Genomic DNA, 19,860 nt, shown 5'->3' with positions numbered 1-19,860 from the left:
CTCCGAAACGATGTGACAGGGGTGGGAGATGGGGATCGGATCAGTGCGCCGCGGACGGCTGCTTGTGCTCCTCGGCGTAGGCGAGGACGGCGTCGAGCGTCGCGGTGCGGTGGGCCCGGGCCGCGAGCTCGACGTCGAGCGGGGGAGCGCCCCGCTCGACGAGCTGCAGGATCCGCTCGTGCTCCGCGACGGATTCCTGCGCGCGGCCGGGCACGAAGCTGAAGGAGGAGTTGCGCAGCAGCTTCATGCGGTTCCAGCCGCGGTGCACGAGGTCGAGGATGTGCGGATTGGGGCAGGTCTCGAAGAGCACGCTGTGGAAGTCGAGGTTGAGCGCGGTGAAGCGCTGCGGATCGAAGTCGTCGAGGGTCCGGCGCATCGTCTCGTTCACGTCGCGCGCCCGCGCGATCTGCTCGGCGGTGACGAACGGGGCGGCGAGCGCCGTGGCGGATCCCTCCACGAGCGCGAGCGTCTGCATCGTGTGCAGGTACTCGGTCTCCTGCACGAGCGCCACCTGCGCGCCGACGTTGCGCTCGAAGGTGACGAGCTGCTCCGCCTCGAGCCGCCGGATCGCCTCCCGCACGGGGACCACCGACATCCCGAGCTCCGCGGCGATCGGCGCGAGCACGAGCCGGTAGCCGGGCACGTACTGCCCGCTGTCGATGCGCTCGCGGATGAGGCGGTAGGCCCGCTCGGACTTGGACTCGTCGGACACGGTCAGGATCCGTCCGCCTGCGCGGCCTCGTACTTCGCGCGCCACTCGGCGTTCATCGGGAACAGGCCGTCCACGGGATGTCCGGCGGCGACCTGCTCGGCGACCCAGGCGTCCGCGGCCTCCTGCGCCGCCGCCTCGCGGGCGACCTCCTCGAGGAGGAACGGCGGGATCACGATCACGCCGTCGCCGTCGCCCATGATGATGTCGCCGGGCTGCACGGCGGCGCCGCCGCAGGCGACGGTCACGTCGACCTCCCAGGGCACGTGCCGGCGGCCGAGCACGCTCGGGTGGGCGCCCTGCGAGAACACCGGGATGTCGAACTCCTGCACCGCCGCGAAGTCGCGTACGCCGCCGTCGGTGACGATGCCGGCGGCGCCGCGCACCTGGGCGCGGAGCGCGAGGACGTCGCCGACGGTGCCGGTCTCGGGGATGCCGCGGGCCTCGACGACGAGCACCTCGCCCGGGTTCACGGTGTCGAACGCGCGCTTCTGCGCGTTGAAGCCGCCGCCGTGCTGCGCGAACAGGTCCGGCCGGAACGGGATGAAGCGCAGCGTCTTGGCGGTGCCGAGGATCGTGTCGCCCTCGTGATTCGGATGCACCCCGTCGATGAAGACGTCGACGTAGCCGCGCTTGCGCAGCGCCGCCGAGACGGTCGCGACGGCGACGCCGTCGAGCAGCTCGCGGATCTCGTCGGTGAGGGGGCTCGCCTCGGGCCGCTCGACGAGCGGGGTGGCTCGGCCCGCGGCGACCGCGGCCGCGTGCTCCTGCTCGCTGCCCCACGCCTCGATGCGCTGCGTGTCGTCGACGGCGGGCTTACTGCCGAAGTCGCCGAACTCGTGGTCGCCCTGGGCGACGGTGGTGACGAGACGGCCGGTGCTCGGGGCGCCCGGGGCGTTCGGCGCGTCGACCTCGACCTCGACGACGTCGCCGGGGAGCACCACCGAGGACCCTGCGGGGGTGCCCGTGAGGATCACGTCGCCGGTCTCCAGTGTGAAGTGCTGCGACAGGTCGGCGACGAGCCGCCCGAAGGGGAAGGCGAGCGTATCGCTCGTGTCGTCCTGCACGAGTGCGCCGTTCACCCAGGTGCGCACGCGCCAGTCGCCCGGGCCGAGACCGTCCGTCGGGATCGCCGCCGGGCCGATCGGGGTGAAGCCGTCGCCGCCCTTGTTGCGCACGTTCGACCCCTTGTCGGCCGCGCGGAGGTCGTAGACGCCGAAGTCGTTGGCGGCGGTCACCTGCGCGACGTGGCTCCAGCCGTCCTCCGGGGAGACCCAGCGCGCGGGCGCGCCGATCACGAGCGCGATCTCGCCCTCGAAGGCGAGCAGCTCGGTTCCGGCCGGCCGCTCGATGATGCCGCCGCTCGCCGCGAGCGAGGACTGCGGCTTGAAGAAGTAGGAGGGGTGGGAGGGGGTGCGCCCGCGCTGCTGCATGCGCGAGGGGTAGTTCAGGTGCACGGCGATGATCTTGCCCGGGGTGTCGATTCCGTAGCTCATGACTGCCTCGTCTCGTCGTTGTATTTCAAATCATATACGATCCGTGGGGATCTGGAAAGGGGGTGCGGGGTGCGGGACCCGGGGGCGAACTCCGTGGAGCGGAGTCGCGGCTGCGGATCCCCGGATCGCGGGATCAGTAGCTCGCGCGCTCCTCGCCGGCGCCGCCCGTGAAGCGGTCGACGAGCGTCTCGGTCTGCCTGGCGAGGATCGCGACATCGGCGCCCACGGCGACGAAGGCGGCGCCGGCCGCGATGTAGCGCTCCGCGTCGGCGGGCACGAAGGCGTTCACGCCGACGGGGATCCCGGCGGCCCGGCCGGCGGCGATCGCCCGGTGCACGCCCGCGACGACCTCGGGGTGACTCTGCTGCCCGAGATGCCCCATCGAGGCGGCGAGGTCGGAGGGGCCGACGAAGAGCGCGTCGACGCCGGGCACGGCCGCGATCCGTTCGACGTCGGCGACCGCGGCGGCCGACTCGATCTGGACGGTCAGGCTGATGGTCTCCGCCGCGCGTCCGAGGTAGCCCTCGACCCGGTTCCAGCGCGCGGAGCGGGCGAGCGCCGAGCCCACGCCTCGGGCTCCGGCGCCGGGCTCGCCGGTCGGGTAGCGGGCGGCGCGCACGATCTCGGCGGCCTGCTCGGCCGAGTCGACCATCGGGATGAGCAGGTTCTGCGCACCGAGGTCGAGGAACTGCTTGATCGTGACCGTGTCGCCGAACGGCGGCCGGACGAGCGGCGCCACGGGGTAGGCCGACATCGCGTAGAGCTGCGCGAGCACCGATTCGAGGCCGTTGGGGGAGTGCTCGGCGTCCAGGAGCACCCAGTCGCAGCCGCTGCCCGCCACGATCTCGGCGGTGATCGGACTGCCGGCGCAGGCCCAGAGCCCGATGAGGGGGCGGTCGGCGTCGGCGAGCCGCTCGCGCAGCGTGGCGGGAAGGCTCAGGCGAATCGGCATGTGACCGATCCCAGCTCGTGGTAGTCGGCGTGCACGGTGTCGCCCCGCTCCACCCACATGGGCTTCGTGAACGATCCGGCGAGGATGATCTCGCCGGCGTCGAGCGCCTGCCCGTGCTGCGCGAGCTTGTTCGCGAGCCAGGCGACGCCGAGCGCCGGGTGGCCGAGCACCGCGCCGGCGACGCCGGAATCCTCGATGCCCTCGTTGCGGTAGAGCAGCGCCTTGGCCCACGTGAGATCGAGGTCGTCGACTTTCACGGGGCGGCCGCCGACCACCATCGCGCCCATCGCCGCGTTGTCGCTGATCGTGTCGACGATCGTGCGGCCCTCGAGCTCGAGGTGCGAGTTGAGCACCTCGAGCGCCGGCACCACGTACGCCGTGGCGTCGAGCACGTCGAAGAGCGAGACGCCGGGGCCGCGCAGCGGCTTCGACAGGACGAAGGCGAGCTCGACCTCGATGCGGACGTTGGAGAAGCGGTCGAACTCGAGGACGGAGCCCGACTCGTAGACCATGTCGTCGTGGATGACGCCGTAGTCCGGTTCGCTGATGCCGGTGGCGAGCTGCATCACCTTCGAGGTGAGGCCGATCTTGTGGCCGACGAGCCGCGCGCCGGCGGCGATGCGTCGATCCGACCACACCTTCTGGATGGCGTAGGAGTCCTCGATGACCATGCCGGGGTACCGGGACGTGAGCTTCGGCAGGATCGTGCGATCCCGATCCGCCTGCACCAGTTCGTCCGCGATGGATTCAATCTGCGTCTGTTCGAGCACGTGACCTCCGTTGTCTCGCCGGGTATCTCAGATCGTATACGATCAGTCGCCGTCACGCCAGGATGCGTCGCGACCTCCTGGAATCCCGCGCGAAATCACGCGTTTATCCTCCCCGGGAGCCTGTCGGAATGCGCGGTTGCGTTTTTTGTCAACATACGTAGAATGAAATCCGACGGCACACCGCAGTGGCGTCCATCGCCACTCGGGAGCCTCTTCGGTCCGATGCCGGCCGGTGGAACAGCAACGGCGCCGCACCCCTGGACATGTCCGTTGATCGAGAGAAGAAGACATGAAGAAGACACCCCTGCTCGGCGTCGCAGCGCTCGCCGCAGCGGCCCTCGCCCTTACCTCGTGCGCCGCAAGAGGGACGGATGCCGGCGGCGACGGCGCCTCCGGCGTCGTTCCGCTCAACATCGGCGATTTCCTCGACGTGACCTCCTGGGATCCCTCCCTCGCCGACATCGGCTTCGACGGCCCCTACCTCTCCGCCGTCTACGATCCGCTCGTCGTCGACGACGGATCCGGGCAGCCCGAACCCGCCCTCGCGACGGACTGGGAGGTCTCCGACGACTTCCTCACCATCACCATGAACCTGCGCACCGACGCGGTGTTCTCCGACGGCGCGGCATTCGACGCCGACGCCGCGGTGAAGAGCCTCGAGTATCTCCAGGCCGGCGTCCGCTCCCAGGAGGCCTATCAGAAGGTCGAGAGCTTCGAGGCCGTCGATGCGGACACGATCGCGATCCACCTCACGGAGCGCGACGACACGATCCTCTACTACATGGGGCTCGGCCGCAGCTACATGATGTCGCCGTCCGCGATCGATGACGGCACCCTCGCCGAGACCCCGGTCGGCTCCGGGCCCTACACGCTGTCCGCCGACTCCGTCACCGGCTCCGAGTACCGCTTCGACAAGGTGGCCGAGCACTGGGCCGCCGCCGACTTCCCCTTCGACCCCCTCGTCATCTCGCCTCTGAGCGATGCGACGGCCATGCTCAACGGCCTGCAGGGCGGTCAGCTCAACGTGATCTACGGCGACCAGGCCGCCGCCGATATGGCCGAGGGCCAAGGGTGGAACGTCAGCGAGGGCGTCGCCACCTGGGTCGGCCTGCAGTTCACCGACCGCACCGGCGCCACCGAGATGGGGAAGCCGTTCGGCGACGTCCGCGTGCGCCAGGCGCTCAACACCGCGTTCGACGGACCGGAGATGCTCGAGGCGATCGCCCAGGGCAGCGGCGCCGCGACGAACCAGGTCTTCCCGGCCGGCACGACGGGGAACCTCGCCGAGCTCGACGAGCAGTACGCCACGGATATCGACCGGGCGAAGGACCTGCTCGCCGAGGCCGGCTACGCCGACGGCTTCGCCGTCACGATGCCGATGGCGCCGCCGTTCCAGCCCTACCAGGCGACGGTCGAGCAGGTGCTCGGCGAGCTCGGGATCACCGTGACCTGGGACGAGTACCAGTTCGCCGACTACATGGGCAAGGCGCCGGGCTACCCGCTGTTCATCGCGGTCCTCTCCATGGACGGCGATCCGGTCGCCACGGTCGAACGGCAGATCGCGACGCCCCAGTGGTACAACCCGACCCCGGGCCTCGAGGCCTCCGCGGACGTGCAGGAGCAGGTCGACGCGGTCTTCGCCGCGGAGCCCGGCGACGCGCAGACCGCCGCGATCGAACAGTTGAACCGGACGGTCACCGATGAGGCGTGGTTCGATGTCTGGTACCAGGCGAACAACATGTTCGTCTCGACCTCGGACTTCACCGTGACCCCGGTGGTCGGCACCATGTTCCCCACCCTGCGCCACATCGACCTCGTCGAGTGAGCAGACGCCGGATCCGGGGCGCACCCCGGGTCCGGCGCATCCCCGTCCTCTCCCGAACCCTCGGATCCGCTCTCGAATCACCCCAGGAGATCACTCGATGCTCTCGTTCACCATCAAGAGACTGCTCTCGGGGGTGATCCTGCTCGTCGTCGTGGCGACCGGCACGTTCTTCCTCGCGCATCTCGCGATCCCCGATCCGACCCTCGGCCTGCTCGGCAGCGCGGCCACGCCCGAATCCCAGGCAGCGCTCGCGCAGAAGATCGGCACGGATCGGCCGCTGCTCGCGCAATACGGAGATTGGGTCGCCGCGATGCTCCAGGGCGACTTCGGCGAGTCCTGGAAGAACTTCCAGCCGGTCGCCGCGCAGATCGGCTCGAAGCTCCCCGTCACCCTGTCCATCGTGACGGCCGCCGTGCTCCTTTCCGCCGTCCTCGGCGGCGTCCTCGGCACGGCGGCGGGGCTGCGGCCCGGCAGCTGGATCGACCGCGTCGTCCAGGCGGCCTCCGTGATCCTCTTCGCACTCCCCGGGTTCTGGATCGCGCTCGTGCTCGTCATGCTCTTCGCCGTGCAGCTCCAGTGGTTCCCCGCGGTCGGCTACACGCCGCCGACGCAGTCCCTCGGCGGCTGGCTGCAGTCCATCGCGTTGCCGGCGATCGCGCTCGCGCTCGGCGCGATCGTGATGGTCGCGGAGCAGCTCCGGGGCGGCGTCGTCCTCGCGGATCGCCAGGACTACGTGCGCACGCTGCGCAGCCGCGGACTGCCGCGGTGGCGCATCATCGTCCATCTGCTGCGCAACGCCTCGCCCGCCGCGCTGACGGTGCTCGCGCTCATGTTCGTCAGCCTGCTCTCGGGCGCCGTGGTCGTGGAGCAGATCTTCGCGCTGCCCGGCATCGGCGCCGTGACCCTCGGCGCGTCCCAGAACGGCGACATCCCCATGCTCCTCGGCGTCACAGTGATCACCGTCGTGTTCGTCGTCATCGTCAACTTCCTCCTCGACCTGCTGCTCGGGTGGATCAATCCGAAGGCACGTGTGCAATGACCGCTCCGATCATCGACCCCGCCGACACCCGCGACGGGGGGCGCGGCTCGACCCTGCTGCGCTTTCTCCGTCGCCCCGCGGGCGCAGGCACGAGCCTCGTGCTCCTCGGCATCGTGCTCATCGCCGTGCTCGCCCCCTGGATCTCCCCGTACGATCCCCACGCCGTCGACCTCGGCATCACCCGGGCCCTGCCAGGCCCCGAGCATCTGCTCGGCGGCGACACGAACGGCCGCGACGTGCTCAGCCGACTCTTGTGGGGCGCACGCTCGACGCTGTGGGGGGCGCTCGTCGCGGTCGCGACGGCGATCGTCCTCGGCGTGCCGAGCGGGCTCGCCGCCGGCTACTCCGGGGGCGTCGTCGACCGCATCGGCGCCTGGATCAGCGACGCGCTGCAGGCGCTGCCCGGCATGATCATCCTGCTCATCGTCGCGGCGAGCACGAAGAACGACTTCACGCTGCTCATGGCGACCCTCGGCGTGATCCTCGCCCCCGGCTACTTCCGGCTCACGCGGTCCGCCGTCCTCGCCGTCCGCGGCGAGCCCTACGTGGACGCGGCCCGCGTGGCCGGCCTCACCGATCTGCGCATCATGGCCCGGCACGTGATCCGCGCCGTGATCGCCCCCATCGTGATCCAGTCGGCGCTCACCGCCGGCATCGCGATGGGCATGCAGGCCGGGCTCCAGTTCCTCGGCATCGGCGGCGGCACCACACCGGGCTGGGGCTCCGCGATGAGCGAGGGCTTCAAGGTGATGCGCACGGATCCGCTGCTGCTCGTGTGGCCGTCGCTCGCGCTCGGGCTCACGATCGCGGCGCTCGCGATCGCGGGCTCCACGCTCGCCGACGTCATCAGCGTCAAGACACCGCGGCTGAGCGGCCGCGATCGCCGCCGGATCGCCGCACAGAACGCCGCCGGCCGACCCGCCGGGGCGACGACCACGACCACGGGGTCGATCTCGGTCGCCGCCGTCGACTCCGCGGTGCGGCTGGAGAACCTGCGCGTGCAGTACGAGACCGCCGACGGCGTCGTGGAAGTGGTGCACGGCATCACCCTCGACGTCGCCCCGGGCGAGGTGCTGGGCATCGTGGGCGAGTCGGGTTCCGGGAAGTCGCAGACGGTGTTCTCGATGCTCGACCTGCTGCCGCAGTCCGGCTCATGCACCGCCGACGCGATCTGGATCGGCGGCGCGGATGTCACGACGCTGCCGCGGCGCGACCGGGCCCGGCTGCTCGGCCACGAGATCGGCTACATCCCCCAGGAGCCGATGTCGAACCTCGACCCCTCCTACACGATCGGCACTCAGCTGATCGAGCCGCTGCGCGCGGTGCACGGCATGGGGCGCGCGGAGGCGCGCGCCCACGCGCTCGCGATGCTCGAACGCGTGGGCATCGTCGATCCGCCGCGGGTGATGCGCGCCTACCCGCACGAGCTCTCGGGCGGCATGGCGCAGCGCGTCCTCATCGCGGGGGCGATCGCGGGGCGCCCCTCCGTGCTCGTCGCCGACGAACCCACCACGGCGCTCGACGTCACGGTGCAGGCGGAGGTGCTCGAGCTGCTGCGCGAGCTCCAGCGGGAGTACGGCATGGCGCTCGTGATCGTGACCCACAACTTCGGCGTCGTCGCCGACCTCTGCGACCGCGTCGTGGTGATGCGCTCCGGCTCGATCGTCGAGCTCGACGACGTCGGTCCGATCTTCGCCCACCCGGAGCACGCGTACACGCGCGAGCTCATCTCCGCCTCACTCGATGGCACGGCGAGCCGTGGCGCACTCGATCGGGGCGGCCGCGACGTCGCGGCGGATTCCGCGGCGAGCGTCGGAAACGGCGACCCCGACCCCGCGCGGACCGGCCGCGCCGACGCCGAGGAGGCCCGAGCATGACCCCGAGCACGCCGCTGCTGCGCGCGGAGAACGTCGTCGTCGAGTACGGCTCCCGGCGCCGTCCCACACGGGTCCTGCACGAGGTGTCGCTCGACGTCGGGCCCGGGGAGTGCGTCGGGCTCGTCGGGGAGTCGGGATCGGGCAAATCGACGCTCGGCAAGGCGATCCTCGGCCTCGTCCCGGTCGCCGGCGGCCGGATCGAGTTCGACGGCCGCGACATCACCCGGCTCTCCGGCCGGGAGCGGCGCGCGCTCGCCTCCGACATCCAGGTCGTGTTCCAGGACCCGTACGGCTCGCTGAACCCGATGATGACGGTCGGGGAGATCCTCTCGGAGCCGCTGTCGGTCGGCGGCGCGGGGCGCGCCGAGTCGCGGCGCATCGTGGGGGAGATGCTCGAACGCGTGAATCTCCCCGCGAGCGTCGCCGGGCGGTACCCGAGCGAGTTCTCCGGCGGTCAGCGGCAGCGCATCGCGATCGCCCGCGCGCTCGTGCGCCGGCCCCGGCTCATCATCTGCGACGAGCCGGTCAGCGCGCTCGATCTCACCACGCAGGCGTCGGTGCTCGATCTGCTCATCGAGCTGCAGCGCGACACGGGCGTCTCCTACCTCTTCGTCTCGCACGACCTCGGCGTGGTGCGCCGCATCTGCCACCGCGTCGCGGTCATGTACCGCGGGCACCTCGTGGAGGTGGGGGAGGGTGATCAGGTCACGCGGGAGCCCCGGCACCCCTACAGCCGCAGGCTGCTCGCGGCCTCGCCGGTCGCCGACCCCGTGCAGCAGCGCGCGCGCCGCGAGGAGTGGCTGGCGCTCCGCGGGGATCCGCTGCCCGATCCGGCCCGCTGACCGGTCGGGGGTCGCGGTGCCCGCAACCCTCCCGTCCCGATGCCGGGTCCGGGGGCCGGGGGTGCGGATCCGCGAGGCGGCCGTCTCGGGAGTGGGATCGGGTTCTGCGGATGCAGGGTAGGATAGTATGATGACCTCTTCCGAGAACGCCGCGCCCGACGCCGGCGACACCGCAGCCCCGACCGAAACCGAGGGCGCGCGCACGACTTTCGCAGACCTGGGCCTCGCGCCCGAGGTGCTGCGCGCAGTGACGGAGGTGGGGTACGAGACCCCCTCCGCGATCCAGGCCGCCACGATCCCCGTGCTGCTCGAGGGGACCGACGTCGTCGGCCTCGCGCAGACCGGCACCGGTAAGACCGCCGCCTTCGCCCTCCCGATCCTCTCCCGCATCGAGCCCGGCCAGGGCGTGCCCCAGGCCCTCGTGCTCGCCCCCACCCGCGAGCTCGCGCTGCAGGTCTGCGAGGCCTTCGAGAGCTACGCGCCGCATCTGCCGGACGTCCATCTGCTGCCGGTCTACGGCGGGCAGGCCTACGGGCAGCAGCTCTCGGCCCTCCGCCGCGGCGTCGATATCGTCGTGGGCACGCCCGGCCGCATCATGGACCATCTGAATCGCGGCTCCCTCGATCTGTCGCAGATCAAGTACCTCGTGCTCGACGAGGCCGACGAGATGCTGAAGATGGGCTTCGCCGAGGACGTGGAGACGATCCTCGCCGACACGCCGGCGTCCAAGCAGGTCGCGCTCTTCTCGGCCACGATGCCCGCGCAGATCCGCCGCATCTCGCAGCAGTACCTCAACGATCCCCGCGAGATCAAGATCGCGGGCAAGACGCAGACGAGCTCGAGCATCACGCAGCGCTACACCGTCGTCTCCTACACGCAGAAGCTCGACGCGCTCACCCGCATCCTCGAGGTGGAGGAGTTCGACGGCCTCATCGTCTTCACCCGCACCCGCGGGGACTCCGAGCAGGTGGCCGAGAAGCTGCGCGCCCGTGGCTACTCCGCCGCGGCCATCAACGGCGACATCCCCCAGAACGTGCGCGAGAAGACGGTGCAGGCCCTCAAGGACGGCAAGCTCGACATCCTCGTCGCCACGGACGTCGCCGCCCGCGGCCTCGACGTGGAGCGCATCAGCCACGTCATCAACTACGACCTGCCGATCGACACCGAATCGTACGTGCACCGCATCGGCCGCACCGGCCGCGCGGGCCGCACGGGCGACGCGATCAGCTTCGTCACGCCGCGCGAGCAGCGCCTGCTCAAAGCGATCGAGAAGGCCACGAAGCAGCCGCTCACGCAGATGCCGCTGCCGCGCATCGACGAGGTGAACGCCACGCGCCTGTCCCGCTTCGACGACGCGATCACCGCGGCGCTCGAGGAGACTCACCGCATCGAGGCGTTCCGCGACATCATCGATCACTACGTGCGCCATCACGACATCCCGGAGACCGACGTCGCCGCGGCGCTCGCCGTCGTGGCACAGGGCGAGACGCCGCTGCTGCTCACCGAGGACGACGACCGCAAGTTCGAGCGCGACCGCAAGCAGGCCGCGCGGTTCCTCGAGGACGGCGGCGACCGCGACCGCCCGGGTCGCGACCGCCCGGCGCGCGAGGACCGCGGCCCCCGGGAGCGCCGCGACGACCTGCGGATGTACCGGATCGAGGTGGGGCGGCGTCAGAAGATCAACCCCGGCCAGATCATCGGCGCGATCGCGAACGAGGGCGGCCTCACCCGCGACGACTTCGGCCGCATCCAGGTGCGCGATGACTTCTCGCTCGTCGAGCTGCCCGCGAAGCTCTCGGCCGACACGATCGCGAAGCTCTCGGAGACGCGGATCAGCGGCAAGCTGATAGAGCTCCGCGAGGATCGCGGCCCCGTGCGCGACGGCAAGCGCGGCGGCTACGATCGCGGGGATCGCGGCGGCTACGATCGCGGCGGGCGCGACGGGAATCGCGGCGGCTACGATCGCGGCGGCCGGGGCGACTCCCACGGGGGTCGCGGCGGCTCCTACCGCGACGATCGCGGTGGCCGGGGCGACGACCGCGGAGGCTCCGGCCGCGGCGGTTATGACCGGGGAGATCGCGGCGGGTACGGCCGCGACGATCGCGGGCACCGCGGCGGCACCGGAAACCGGGATCGGGACGACCGCGGCGGTCGCGACTTCGGCGGCGACCGCGCCGACGGCAAGCGCAAGCCGCGCTGGTAGCGCCCCGCGGCGCCGGATTCCGGTGCCGCGGCTTGCCGCCGCTCAGGCCCCCGGCACGCCCCGCAGCGGCAGGAGCCCCTGGTTGCGGCGGATATCGCGGTAGTTCCACTGGAGCTCGCGAGCCTTCCGCAGCCAGCGCGCGACGTCTTCAGCGTCGATCTGCTCGGCGGAGGTGAAGCGCGCCTCCGCGGCCTGGAAGCTCCCCTCGGGGGCGAGACGCGGTTCGTCGAAGGCCCGCCCGCTCCAGAACAGCAGGCGGACCGACGACTTCAGCCGGTCGTAGCCGACGACCGGGTTGCCGTCGAAGAACCAGACCGGGTGCCGATGCCAGACCTTCGCCTCGGCATCGGGCAGGCCGCCGACGATCAGCTCGTGCAGGCGTGCGCAGATCGGGGCGGCCTCGGCGTCGAGGGCCGCGTGGTAGGAGCGGATGTCGTCCGGCATGCTCGTCATGCGACCACGGTATCCCCTCGGGGTCCGGGACCACACCCCTCGCGGCGCCCGCCGTCGCACCGCCCGAGCCGCGCGACGACGCCGAGCCGCACGACGACGCCGAGCGGTGCGCAGGCGGGCCGGGCGAGCGGCCGGCTCAGCGCGTCGTGAACACCTTGCTGACGATTCTCCAGCGGTCGTCGCGGCGGATCAGGCCGAAGCGGTTGTGGAAGTCGAGGCCGAGGAAGCCGTGCTCCTCGAGCACGGCCGAGGCGGTGCCGCCGTGCACGTCGATGTCGCGGATCTCGGCGGTGTAGGCGGTCCCCGCGGGCTCCGCCTCGGCGACCACGGCGTCGGCGAACTCGGCGCCGGTCATCGTCATGTACCGGTCCCCGAGAAACCCCCACATCACCGCGCCCTCGTCGAAGACGTCGCGGACGAGCGCGGGGTCGGCCGCGGCGCAGCCGTCGACGTACTGCTGGATCGCGGCACGGATCTCGTCGTGCATGGGGTCCTTTCCGGGGCGGAGTCCGGCTCGGGGCGGACACCCGCCCGGGCCCCGCGCGAGCGGGACCCGGGCGGGTGGCGGGTTCAGCCGCTGATGACGTGCGGCTCGGCGACGGCCTTGAGGCCCGCGACGCCGAACTCTCGGCCGTAGCCGGACTGCTTCGCCCCGCCGAAGGGGATCATCGGGTGCAGCCCGCCGTGCGAGTTGATCCAGGTCGTGCCGGCCTGCAGACGGGCCGCCACCGCGAGCGCCTGCGCGCGATCGCTCGACCACACCGAGGAGCCGAGACCCACCTCGAGCTCGTTGGCGAGCCGCACGACCTCGTCCAGATCGCGGTACTTGACGATCGGCAGCGCCGGACCGAACTGCTCCTCGAGCACGAGCTCCTGGTGCGGGTCGATGTCGGCGACGAGCGTGGTCGGGTAGAAGTTGCCCGGCGCCTCGCGGTCCGGATTCCCGCCGAGCACGATGCGCGCGCCTGAGGCCTTCGCCGACTCCACGAGCCGGTCGACGACGTCGAACTGGGCGCGGTTCTGCAGCGGCCCGAGCACGTTCTGCTCGTCGAGGCCGACGCCCATCGGCACGTCGGCGGCGACCTTCGCGAGCTCCTCGACGACGGCGTCGTACACCGACTCGTGCACGTAGAGGCGCTTGAGGGCGGCGCAGGTCTGTCCCGTGTTGATGAAGGCGCCCCAGAAGAGGTCCTCCGCGATGGCGGCGGGATCCGCGTCGGGGAGCACGATGCCGGCGTCGTTGCCGCCGAGCTCGAGCGTGAGCCGGGTGACGTTCGGCGCGGAGGCCTCGATGATGCGCTTGCCGACCGGGGTCGAGCCGGTGAACATGATCTTCGCGATCTTCGGGCTCCGGGTGAGCGCGTCACCGACGGTCGACCCCGGGCCCGGGACGATGTTCAGCACGCCTTCGGGGAGCACCTGGTTCATGACGTGCACGAGCGCGAGCACCGACAGCGTCGTCGTCTCGGCGGGCTTGATGACGACCGTGTTGCCCATGCGCAGGGACGGTGCGATCTGCCAGATGGAGATCATCATCGGCCAGTTCCACGGCGAGATCGCGCCGACCACGCCGAGCGGCCGGTAGTGCATCTCGGCGTAGCCGGACTCGTCGTCGACGACCACCTCGACGGGCAGCGGCGTATCCGCCGCGGCGCGGGTCCAGACCTCGCAGCCGCCGACCTCGAAGCGGGCGTTGGGGCCGTTGAGCGGCTTGCCCTGTTCGCGGGAGAGCAGCTCGGCGAGCGCCTCGGAGGACTCCTTGATGGCATCGGCGGCCCGGTGGAGGTAGGCGATGCGCTCCTCGTCGGGCAGGGCCGCCCAGGCCGGCTGCGCCGCTTCGGCCGTGTCGATCGCCGCCTCGAGGGCGGCGACATCCTGCACCGGCGCGAGGCCGATGAACTCCCCGGTGGCGGGGTCGGTGACCTCACGGGTCTCGCCGTCCGATGCGACGACCGCCGCGAGCAGGCTTTCGTAGGTGTACATGGATCCTCCACTTCGAGTCCGGTCGGGTCCGGTCCGGTGCGCTCAGGATACGTCGATCGAGCCCGTCCCCGGTTGTCCCCTGCGGAACTCAGCTTGTGTATGCGGGCACAGCGCCCGGCGGCGCGAGCCGCCGGACCGCGACGACCGCGATGAGCGCGGCCGCGGCGGCACCCGCCGCGATGCTCGCGGCGAGTGCGACGGCCGAGGAGCCCGCGAGCGCGGACACGAGCGGTGCGGCGATCGCTCCCGCCGTGAAGGTCGCCATGCCCAGCAGGGCCGAGGCGGTGCCCGCCCGGCTCCCGTGTCCCTCGAGCGCGAGGGCCGTGCCGTTCGGGCCGCTGAGCCCCGCAGCGCCGAGGAAGAGCGCGAGCAGGCAGACGTAGGGCAGCGCGGCGGCGCCGAGGAGCGCCGCGACGAGCAGGACGAGCGCCGCGGCCCCGCCCGCCAGCTGCCCGAGGAGATAGACGCGCCGCGTCCCGAGGCGCCGCACGAGCACCCGGCTCAGCTGCGCTCCGGCGAGCTGGGCCAGGGCGTTCGCGGCGAACACCACGCTGAACAGTTGCGGGGTGAAGCCGAACTCGCCCTGCAGCACGAAGCTCGACATCGAGAGGTAGGAGAAGAACGCCGCACCGCCGAGGCCGGCGGCCGCGAGCAGCGCGACGAAGAGCGGGTCGCGCAGGACGACAGCCGCGTGCCCGGCCGCCGCGCCCGGCTCGGCGGCGACGGCGTCCGGGATCCGGGTCTCCCGCAGCCCGAGGACGGCGACGACCACGAGCGCGACGCCGATCCCGGACAGTACGAGGAAGATGCCGCGCCAGTCGGTGAACCGCGCCAGCTGACCGCCGATGACCGGTGCGATGATCGGCGTCAGCGAGGTGACGAGTGCGAGCAGGGAGAGCATCCGGGACAGCTCGACGCCGTGGAAGAGATCGCGCGCGACCGCCAGGCTGATGACCACGCCCGCCGATCCCGCGAGACCCTGCAGCAGCCGCGCCACCAGCAGCACCTCGATCGTGGGTGCGACGGCGCACACGGCCGACAGTGCGGCGAACAGCGCGACCCCGGTCACGAGCGGGCGCTTGCGGCCGTATCGGTCGGAGAGCGGGCCGGCGACGAGCTGTCCGAGCCCGAGCCCGATCATGCACACGGACATGGTCGCCTGCGCGAGGGCGTCGGAGGTGCCGAGCGACCGCGCGAGCTGCGGCAGCTGCGGCAGGTAGAGATCCATCGAGAGCGGTCCGAACGCCTCGAGTGCGCCGAGTACGAGGGCGACCCGGAGCATCCCCATGGGGCGGGCCGCCGCCGGCCCGTGCGCGGCGCTCATCGCGCGAGGATCCGGCGCCACCAGCTGTCGCGAGCCGCGTTCGCGGCCCTCGATACCTCGGCGTCGGGGGAGAATCCGGTGAAGCCGTGGTAGCCGCCCGACCAGACGTGCAGCTCCGCCTCGCCGCCCGCGGCCCAGATGCCCTCCGCGTACGCGATCGTCTCGTCGCGGAAGATCTCGGCACTGCCGACCTCGAGGAAGGCCGGGGCGAGCCCCGAGAGTCGGACGGCGCGGGCCGGCGCCTGATACGCCCCGACGCCGTCGCCTCCGCGATCCTCCCCGAGGGCGGCGTCCCAGCCGGTGTCGTTGTTGTTCCGGTCCCAGGCGCCGATGCCGTCGTACTGCCAGGCGGAGACGGTCCCGTTGCGATCGTCGATCATGGGGCTGCCGAGGAGCTGCCCCGCGAGCCGGACCTCGCCCCGATCCCGCGCCATGAGGGCCACGGCGGCGGCGAGCCCGGCGCCCGCCGAGGATCCCGTCACGACGATGCGCTCCGGATCGATGCCGAGCTCCTCCGCATGCCGTGCCATCCACACGAGGGTGGCGTAGCAGTCCTCCGCGGCGCCCGGCGCCCGGGTCTCCGGCGCGAGCCGGTACTCGACGGCGACGCCGATCGCGCCGGTGCGCTCGGCGAGGTCGATGAGTTCGCCCGTGCCGAAGGAGCGGGTGCCGAGGACGTAGCCGCCGCCGTGGATGCCGAGCACCGCAGGGCGGAGCGCGTCCTCGGGGCCGGCGTCGTCGCGGACGCCCGCGGGGCGGATGATCGTCACCTCGACATCGGGCGCGTCCTCGGGGCCCGGGACGATCCGCTCCTCGCAGACGACGTCCCGCCCCGCGAGCTGCTCGGCGAGCGGCGGGGTGATCGTCTGGAAGTGGGCGCGGTTCGCGTCGATCGTGTCCGCGCGCAGCGGGATCTGCTCCACGAGGTCGAGGAAGACCGCGAGCCCGGGGACGAGCTCGGGATCGTAGGGGACGGGCGTCGGGAGCGGCTCGGGCGGACGCGGGCGGAAGGCGCGGACCGGCTCAGCCATGAGCGACCCCCTCGTCCTCGGCGCCCTCGCGTTCGACCCCGCGCAGCACCCGCCGCAGCCAGGAGTCCCGGGAGGCGAGCGCCGCGCGCGCGATCTCGCTGTCGGGGGCGTACCTGTCGAAGCCGTGGCAGCCGCCTGACCAGACGTGCAGCTCCGCCTCGCCGCCCGCCTCCCAGATGCGCCTGGCGTAGTCGGCGTCCTCGTCGCGGAACATCTCGGCGGACCCGACCTCGATGAACGCGGGCGGCAGCCCCGAGAGCTCGGCGACGCGCGCCGGCGCCGCGTAGGCGGGCGCGTCGGGGGAGTACGCGAGCTCCTCGCCGAGCACGCAGCGCCAGGCGAACAGGTTCGCCTCGCGGGTCCAGGTGCCGATCCCGTCGTACTGCCGGCTCGCGACGGTCGTGTTCGTGTTGTCGAGCATCGGGCACAGCAGCAGCTGCCCGGCGATCGCGGGGCCGCCGCGGTCGCGCGCCATGAGGGCGACGGCCGCGGCGAAGGCGCCGCCCGCGCTGCCGCCCATGACCACGAGGGCGTCGGGGTCGCCGCCGAGCTCCGCCGCGTGCGCGGCGGCCCAGGCGGTCGCGGCGTAGGCGTCCTCGATGCCCGCGGGGAACGGGTCCTCGGGCGCGAGGCGGTACTCGACGTTCACGCCCACCGCGCGATGCGCCGCGACGAGCGCGGCGAGGCGGTCGTGCTCCCAGCTGCGATGCCCGACGATCATGCCGCCGCCGTGGAAGTTGACGAGGATCGGGAGCGGGCCCGCCTCCGGATCGGAACCGGCGGGCCGGAGCACGGTGAGCTCGATGTCCGGGGCTCCCGCGGGCCCGGGGATCAGCCGCTCCTCGACGCGGACCGCGGCGTCGGGGTCGGGTCCGCGGGCGGACTCAGGCCCGGGACCGGGATCCGTGCCGCCCGGCGCGCCGGGACCCCGCAGCGCGGGCAGCGTCTCGGGGGTCAGCGGAGCGGCCGGGGCGGCCGCGAGCGCTGCGAGGATCGGCGCGATCTCGGCGTCGAAGGGGACGGGGGCGAGGCTCGGGGCTCCGTGCGCGACGGGCGCGACGGCTGCGGCACGAGCGTCGGCCGGATCGGCCGGCCGACCCGCGATGCGGCAGTCGGCGGCCCGGCGCATCACGGTCCCTCCGGATCGACGAGGCCGCGATCCGCCCAGAACGGATCCACGCGCTCCCGGATCGTTCCGGCGCCCACGCGCTCGAGCAGCTCCAGGCTGCCGAGGTTCGCCTCGAACTGGGCGGCGCTCGACGTGCCGAACAGCGTCGTGGCCGTCGCGGAATGGGTGAGGGTGAAGGCGATGGCGAGCTGCGCGGGCGTGGCGCCGAGCTCCGCCGCGAGCGCGGAGAACGCGGCCACGTCGTCGATGATGCGCTGACGGATGCCGCCCGGATCGCGGCCCACTTCGCGGTCCGTGCTCGTCTTGCCGGCGAGGTAGCCGCCCTCCATCACGTCGGAGGCCTCCAAGGAGAGTCCCTGATCCCAGAGCCTCCGGAACGGCTCGCCGTCGGGGATCGAGCGTCGCGAGACGCTGTACTTGAGCTGCGCGACGGCGGGGGCGGGGGCGGCCGTGGCCGCGGCGATGTCGATGAGCCGCTGCACGGAGCCCGCCGACCAGTTGTTGACGCCCCACGCGCGGACGAGTCCCGTCCGGTGCAGCTCGGCGAGGCTCTCGACGATGTCCTCGAGGGGGAGATCGTCGCGGCGGAGGTCGCCGAGCACGACGAGGTCGGCCCGCTCCGAGCCGACGCGGACGAGGGCGCGCTCGAGCTGCGGTCGGAAGCCGCCCTCGGCGTCCCAGCCCTCGACCCAGAGCTTCTCGGAGAGCAGGTACTCCTCGCGGGCGATGCCGGCGGCGCGCATCGCGGAGGCGAAGAGCACATCGGTGAAGACGGGCGGCGCTCCGGGAGCGGCGTAGACGCCGACGTCGAAGAGCGAGGCGCCGCGGTCGACGGCGGCGCGCATGAGGGCGACGATGTCCTCGAAGTGCATGCGGTCGTACACGTGCCAGGAGCCGAGGGCGAGGAGCGGGACCTCCAGCTCGCTCGTGCCGAGGCGGCGGCGGGGGACGGGGGCGTGGGTCATGGGGAGCCTTTCGCTGAGGGGTGCGGTGCAGTGGGATCCAGGCCGGTGCGGTGCGGATCGCACCGGTGCGGGGCGGGTCGGCGCGGTTACGCGGCGCTGCGTGCCGGCAGCCTCGGATCGATGACGGCCTTCACCTCGCCGAGGGCATGCATGTTCGCGATGCGTTCGGAGGCCCCGTCGAGGGCGCAGGGCGCGGAGAAGAGCGCGTCCCAGGGGAAGCGGTCGGCGAAGGCCCGGAAGAACTCGATCGAGCGGAAGTAGTCGGAGACGTCGCCGTTGAGGGAGCCGACGACCGAGAGCTCCTTGCCCATGATCGCGGACAGGGGGAAGGGGTCGCCCGCGGGGCCCGTGGAGCCCACGACGGCGATGGTGCCGCGCTGCGCGGCCATGCCGACGGCCTCGGGCCCGATGCTCGGCGCGCCCGCGAAGTCGAGCACGAGGTCGGCGCCGCGGCCGTCGGTGAGCTCCTGAACGCGCGCGATCGCGGCTTCGGAGCCGTCGGCGATGTCGACGGTCGCGGTGGCGCCGAAGCGCTCGGCGAGGGCGAGCCGGGATGCGGGTGCGCCCGCGGTGATGACGCTGGCCGCGCCGGCGATGCTCGCGACGGCGGTCGCGAAGAGGCCGAGGGCGCCGGAGCCCTGCACGACGACCCGCGAGCCGGGATGGACCCCGCCCGCGCGGTCGAAGGCGCGCAGCACCGTCTTCGCGGCGCAGCCGGCCGCGGAGGCCCAGGTATCGGCGACCTCCTCGGGCAGGCGCAGCTTCTGGGCGCCGGGGGTGACGTAGGCGTACTCGGCGAGCCCGGCGGTCGCGTAGGGCGGCGCGTCGGAGCGCTGCAGGAATCCGTAGCCGCGCCGTTCGCAGGCGACGGGCTGACGGAGCACGGTGCAGCCGAAGCAGCTGCCGCACACCGACTCGGACCAGCCGATGCGATCGCCGACCGCGATCGTGACGCCGAGCGCGTCCGCGGCGCCCGGGCCGACGGCCACGACCTCGCCGACCATCTCGTGCCCGAGCACCATCGGCAGCATGCCAGGGAAGGTCATCTTGCCCGACCAGATCTCGATGTCGGTGCCGCAGAGCGTGGTGCAGGTGATCCGCACGAGCGCGGCTCCCGGCTCGATCCGCGCGGGCAGCGGGAGTTCCTGCAGCTCGAGGGGCGCCCCGTGCTCGACGAGCACGGCGGCGCGGGTGGATTCGGGAATCGTCATCGAGTGCTCCATTCGTCCGTTTCGGCGGGGCAGCGTTGCCGCGACGCCGAC

At 72.4% G+C, this 19,860-nt stretch carries 17 protein-coding genes; 5 read left to right on the top strand and 12 right to left on the bottom strand.

From position 1 onward, the window contains the following. Positions 1 to 40: 40 nt before the first annotated feature. From MUN78_RS09845 to MUN78_RS09830, 4 genes are all read right to left on the bottom strand, one after another. A complete protein-coding gene (locus MUN78_RS09845) occupies positions 41 to 712 on the bottom strand; it encodes a GntR family transcriptional regulator (RefSeq protein ID WP_244689562.1) in 672 nt (223 codons plus the stop codon). A 2-nt stretch (positions 713 to 714) separates the two neighbouring features. Then, positions 715 to 2,205: a fumarylacetoacetate hydrolase family protein gene (locus MUN78_RS09840; protein WP_244689560.1), complete on the bottom strand. Its 1,491-nt coding sequence runs from the start codon at positions 2,203 to 2,205 to the stop codon at positions 715 to 717. A 133-nt stretch (positions 2,206 to 2,338) separates the two neighbouring features. After that, positions 2,339 to 3,157 (bottom strand): HpcH/HpaI aldolase family protein, encoded by an 819-nt coding sequence (locus tag MUN78_RS09835; RefSeq protein ID WP_244726132.1) that lies wholly within the window; start codon positions 3,155 to 3,157, stop codon positions 2,339 to 2,341. Continuing rightward, the gene (locus MUN78_RS09830; protein WP_244689557.1) at positions 3,142 to 3,927 is read right to left on the bottom strand and encodes a fumarylacetoacetate hydrolase family protein; all 786 of its coding nucleotides are present in this window, start codon (positions 3,925 to 3,927) and stop codon (positions 3,142 to 3,144) included. Before MUN78_RS09830 ends, MUN78_RS09835 begins: the two co-directional genes overlap by 16 nt. Positions 3,928 to 4,216: 289 nt before the next feature. On the opposite strand from MUN78_RS09830, the gene MUN78_RS09825 reads away from it, so the two are divergent. The 5 genes from MUN78_RS09825 to MUN78_RS09805 all read left to right on the top strand — a co-directional run bounded on the left by MUN78_RS09825 (position 4,217) and on the right by MUN78_RS09805 (position 11,713). Continuing rightward, positions 4,217 to 5,752 carry an ABC transporter substrate-binding protein gene (locus MUN78_RS09825; protein ID WP_244726130.1) on the top strand — a complete coding sequence of 512 codons (1,536 nt, stop codon included), beginning with the start codon at positions 4,217 to 4,219 and terminating at the stop codon, positions 5,750 to 5,752. 97 nt (positions 5,753 to 5,849) lie between these two features. Continuing rightward, positions 5,850 to 6,791, top strand: a complete 942-nt coding sequence (locus MUN78_RS09820; protein WP_244689553.1) for an ABC transporter permease — start codon at positions 5,850 to 5,852, stop codon at positions 6,789 to 6,791. Then, positions 6,788 to 8,668 carry a dipeptide/oligopeptide/nickel ABC transporter permease/ATP-binding protein gene (locus tag MUN78_RS09815; protein ID WP_244726128.1) on the top strand — a complete coding sequence of 627 codons (1,881 nt, stop codon included), beginning with the start codon at positions 6,788 to 6,790 and terminating at the stop codon, positions 8,666 to 8,668. Before MUN78_RS09820 ends, MUN78_RS09815 begins: the two co-directional genes overlap by 4 nt. After that, positions 8,665 to 9,510 (top strand): ATP-binding cassette domain-containing protein, encoded by an 846-nt coding sequence (locus MUN78_RS09810; protein WP_244726126.1) that lies wholly within the window; start codon positions 8,665 to 8,667, stop codon positions 9,508 to 9,510. Before MUN78_RS09815 ends, MUN78_RS09810 begins: the two co-directional genes overlap by 4 nt. A gap of 127 nt (positions 9,511 to 9,637) precedes the next feature. Continuing rightward, positions 9,638 to 11,713 (top strand): DEAD/DEAH box helicase, encoded by a 2,076-nt coding sequence (locus MUN78_RS09805; RefSeq protein WP_244726124.1) that lies wholly within the window; start codon positions 9,638 to 9,640, stop codon positions 11,711 to 11,713. 42 nt (positions 11,714 to 11,755) lie between these two features. Here MUN78_RS09805 and MUN78_RS09800 read toward each other — a convergent pair whose 3' ends face one another. The 8 genes from MUN78_RS09800 to MUN78_RS09765 form a co-directional block, all read right to left on the bottom strand. Continuing rightward, the gene (locus MUN78_RS09800; protein ID WP_244726121.1) at positions 11,756 to 12,166 is read right to left on the bottom strand and encodes a DUF1801 domain-containing protein; all 411 of its coding nucleotides are present in this window, start codon (positions 12,164 to 12,166) and stop codon (positions 11,756 to 11,758) included. Between the two features lie 136 nt (positions 12,167 to 12,302). Next, entirely contained in the window at positions 12,303 to 12,653 is a 351-nt protein-coding gene (locus tag MUN78_RS09795) for a nuclear transport factor 2 family protein (protein ID WP_244726118.1), read from the bottom strand. Between the two features lie 83 nt (positions 12,654 to 12,736). After that, positions 12,737 to 14,149 carry an aldehyde dehydrogenase family protein gene (locus MUN78_RS09790; RefSeq protein WP_244726116.1) on the bottom strand — a complete coding sequence of 471 codons (1,413 nt, stop codon included), beginning with the start codon at positions 14,147 to 14,149 and terminating at the stop codon, positions 12,737 to 12,739. Between the two features lie 88 nt (positions 14,150 to 14,237). Then, complete coding sequence (locus tag MUN78_RS09785; RefSeq protein WP_244726114.1) at positions 14,238 to 15,473, bottom strand: multidrug effflux MFS transporter; 1,236 nt, start codon at positions 15,471 to 15,473, stop codon at positions 14,238 to 14,240. Further along, complete coding sequence (locus MUN78_RS09780; RefSeq protein ID WP_244726112.1) at positions 15,470 to 16,504, bottom strand: alpha/beta hydrolase; 1,035 nt, start codon at positions 16,502 to 16,504, stop codon at positions 15,470 to 15,472. Before MUN78_RS09780 ends, MUN78_RS09785 begins: the two co-directional genes overlap by 4 nt. Further along, on the bottom strand, positions 16,497 to 17,633 hold the full coding sequence (locus MUN78_RS09775) for an alpha/beta hydrolase (protein WP_244730059.1): 1,137 nt from the start codon (positions 17,631 to 17,633) through the stop codon (positions 16,497 to 16,499). Before MUN78_RS09775 ends, MUN78_RS09780 begins: the two co-directional genes overlap by 8 nt. Further along, entirely contained in the window at positions 17,633 to 18,598 is a 966-nt protein-coding gene (locus MUN78_RS09770) for an aldo/keto reductase (protein ID WP_244726110.1), read from the bottom strand. Before MUN78_RS09770 ends, MUN78_RS09775 begins: the two co-directional genes overlap by 1 nt. A gap of 86 nt (positions 18,599 to 18,684) precedes the next feature. Further along, positions 18,685 to 19,809: a zinc-binding dehydrogenase gene (locus MUN78_RS09765; RefSeq protein ID WP_244726109.1), complete on the bottom strand. Its 1,125-nt coding sequence runs from the start codon at positions 19,807 to 19,809 to the stop codon at positions 18,685 to 18,687. Positions 19,810 to 19,860: the final 51 nt, after the last annotated feature.

Source organism: Leucobacter allii (assembly GCF_022919155.1).
Classification (GTDB): Bacteria; Actinomycetota; Actinomycetes; order Actinomycetales; family Microbacteriaceae; genus Leucobacter; species Leucobacter allii.
This window is presented reverse-complemented; position numbering and strand designations above follow the sequence as displayed.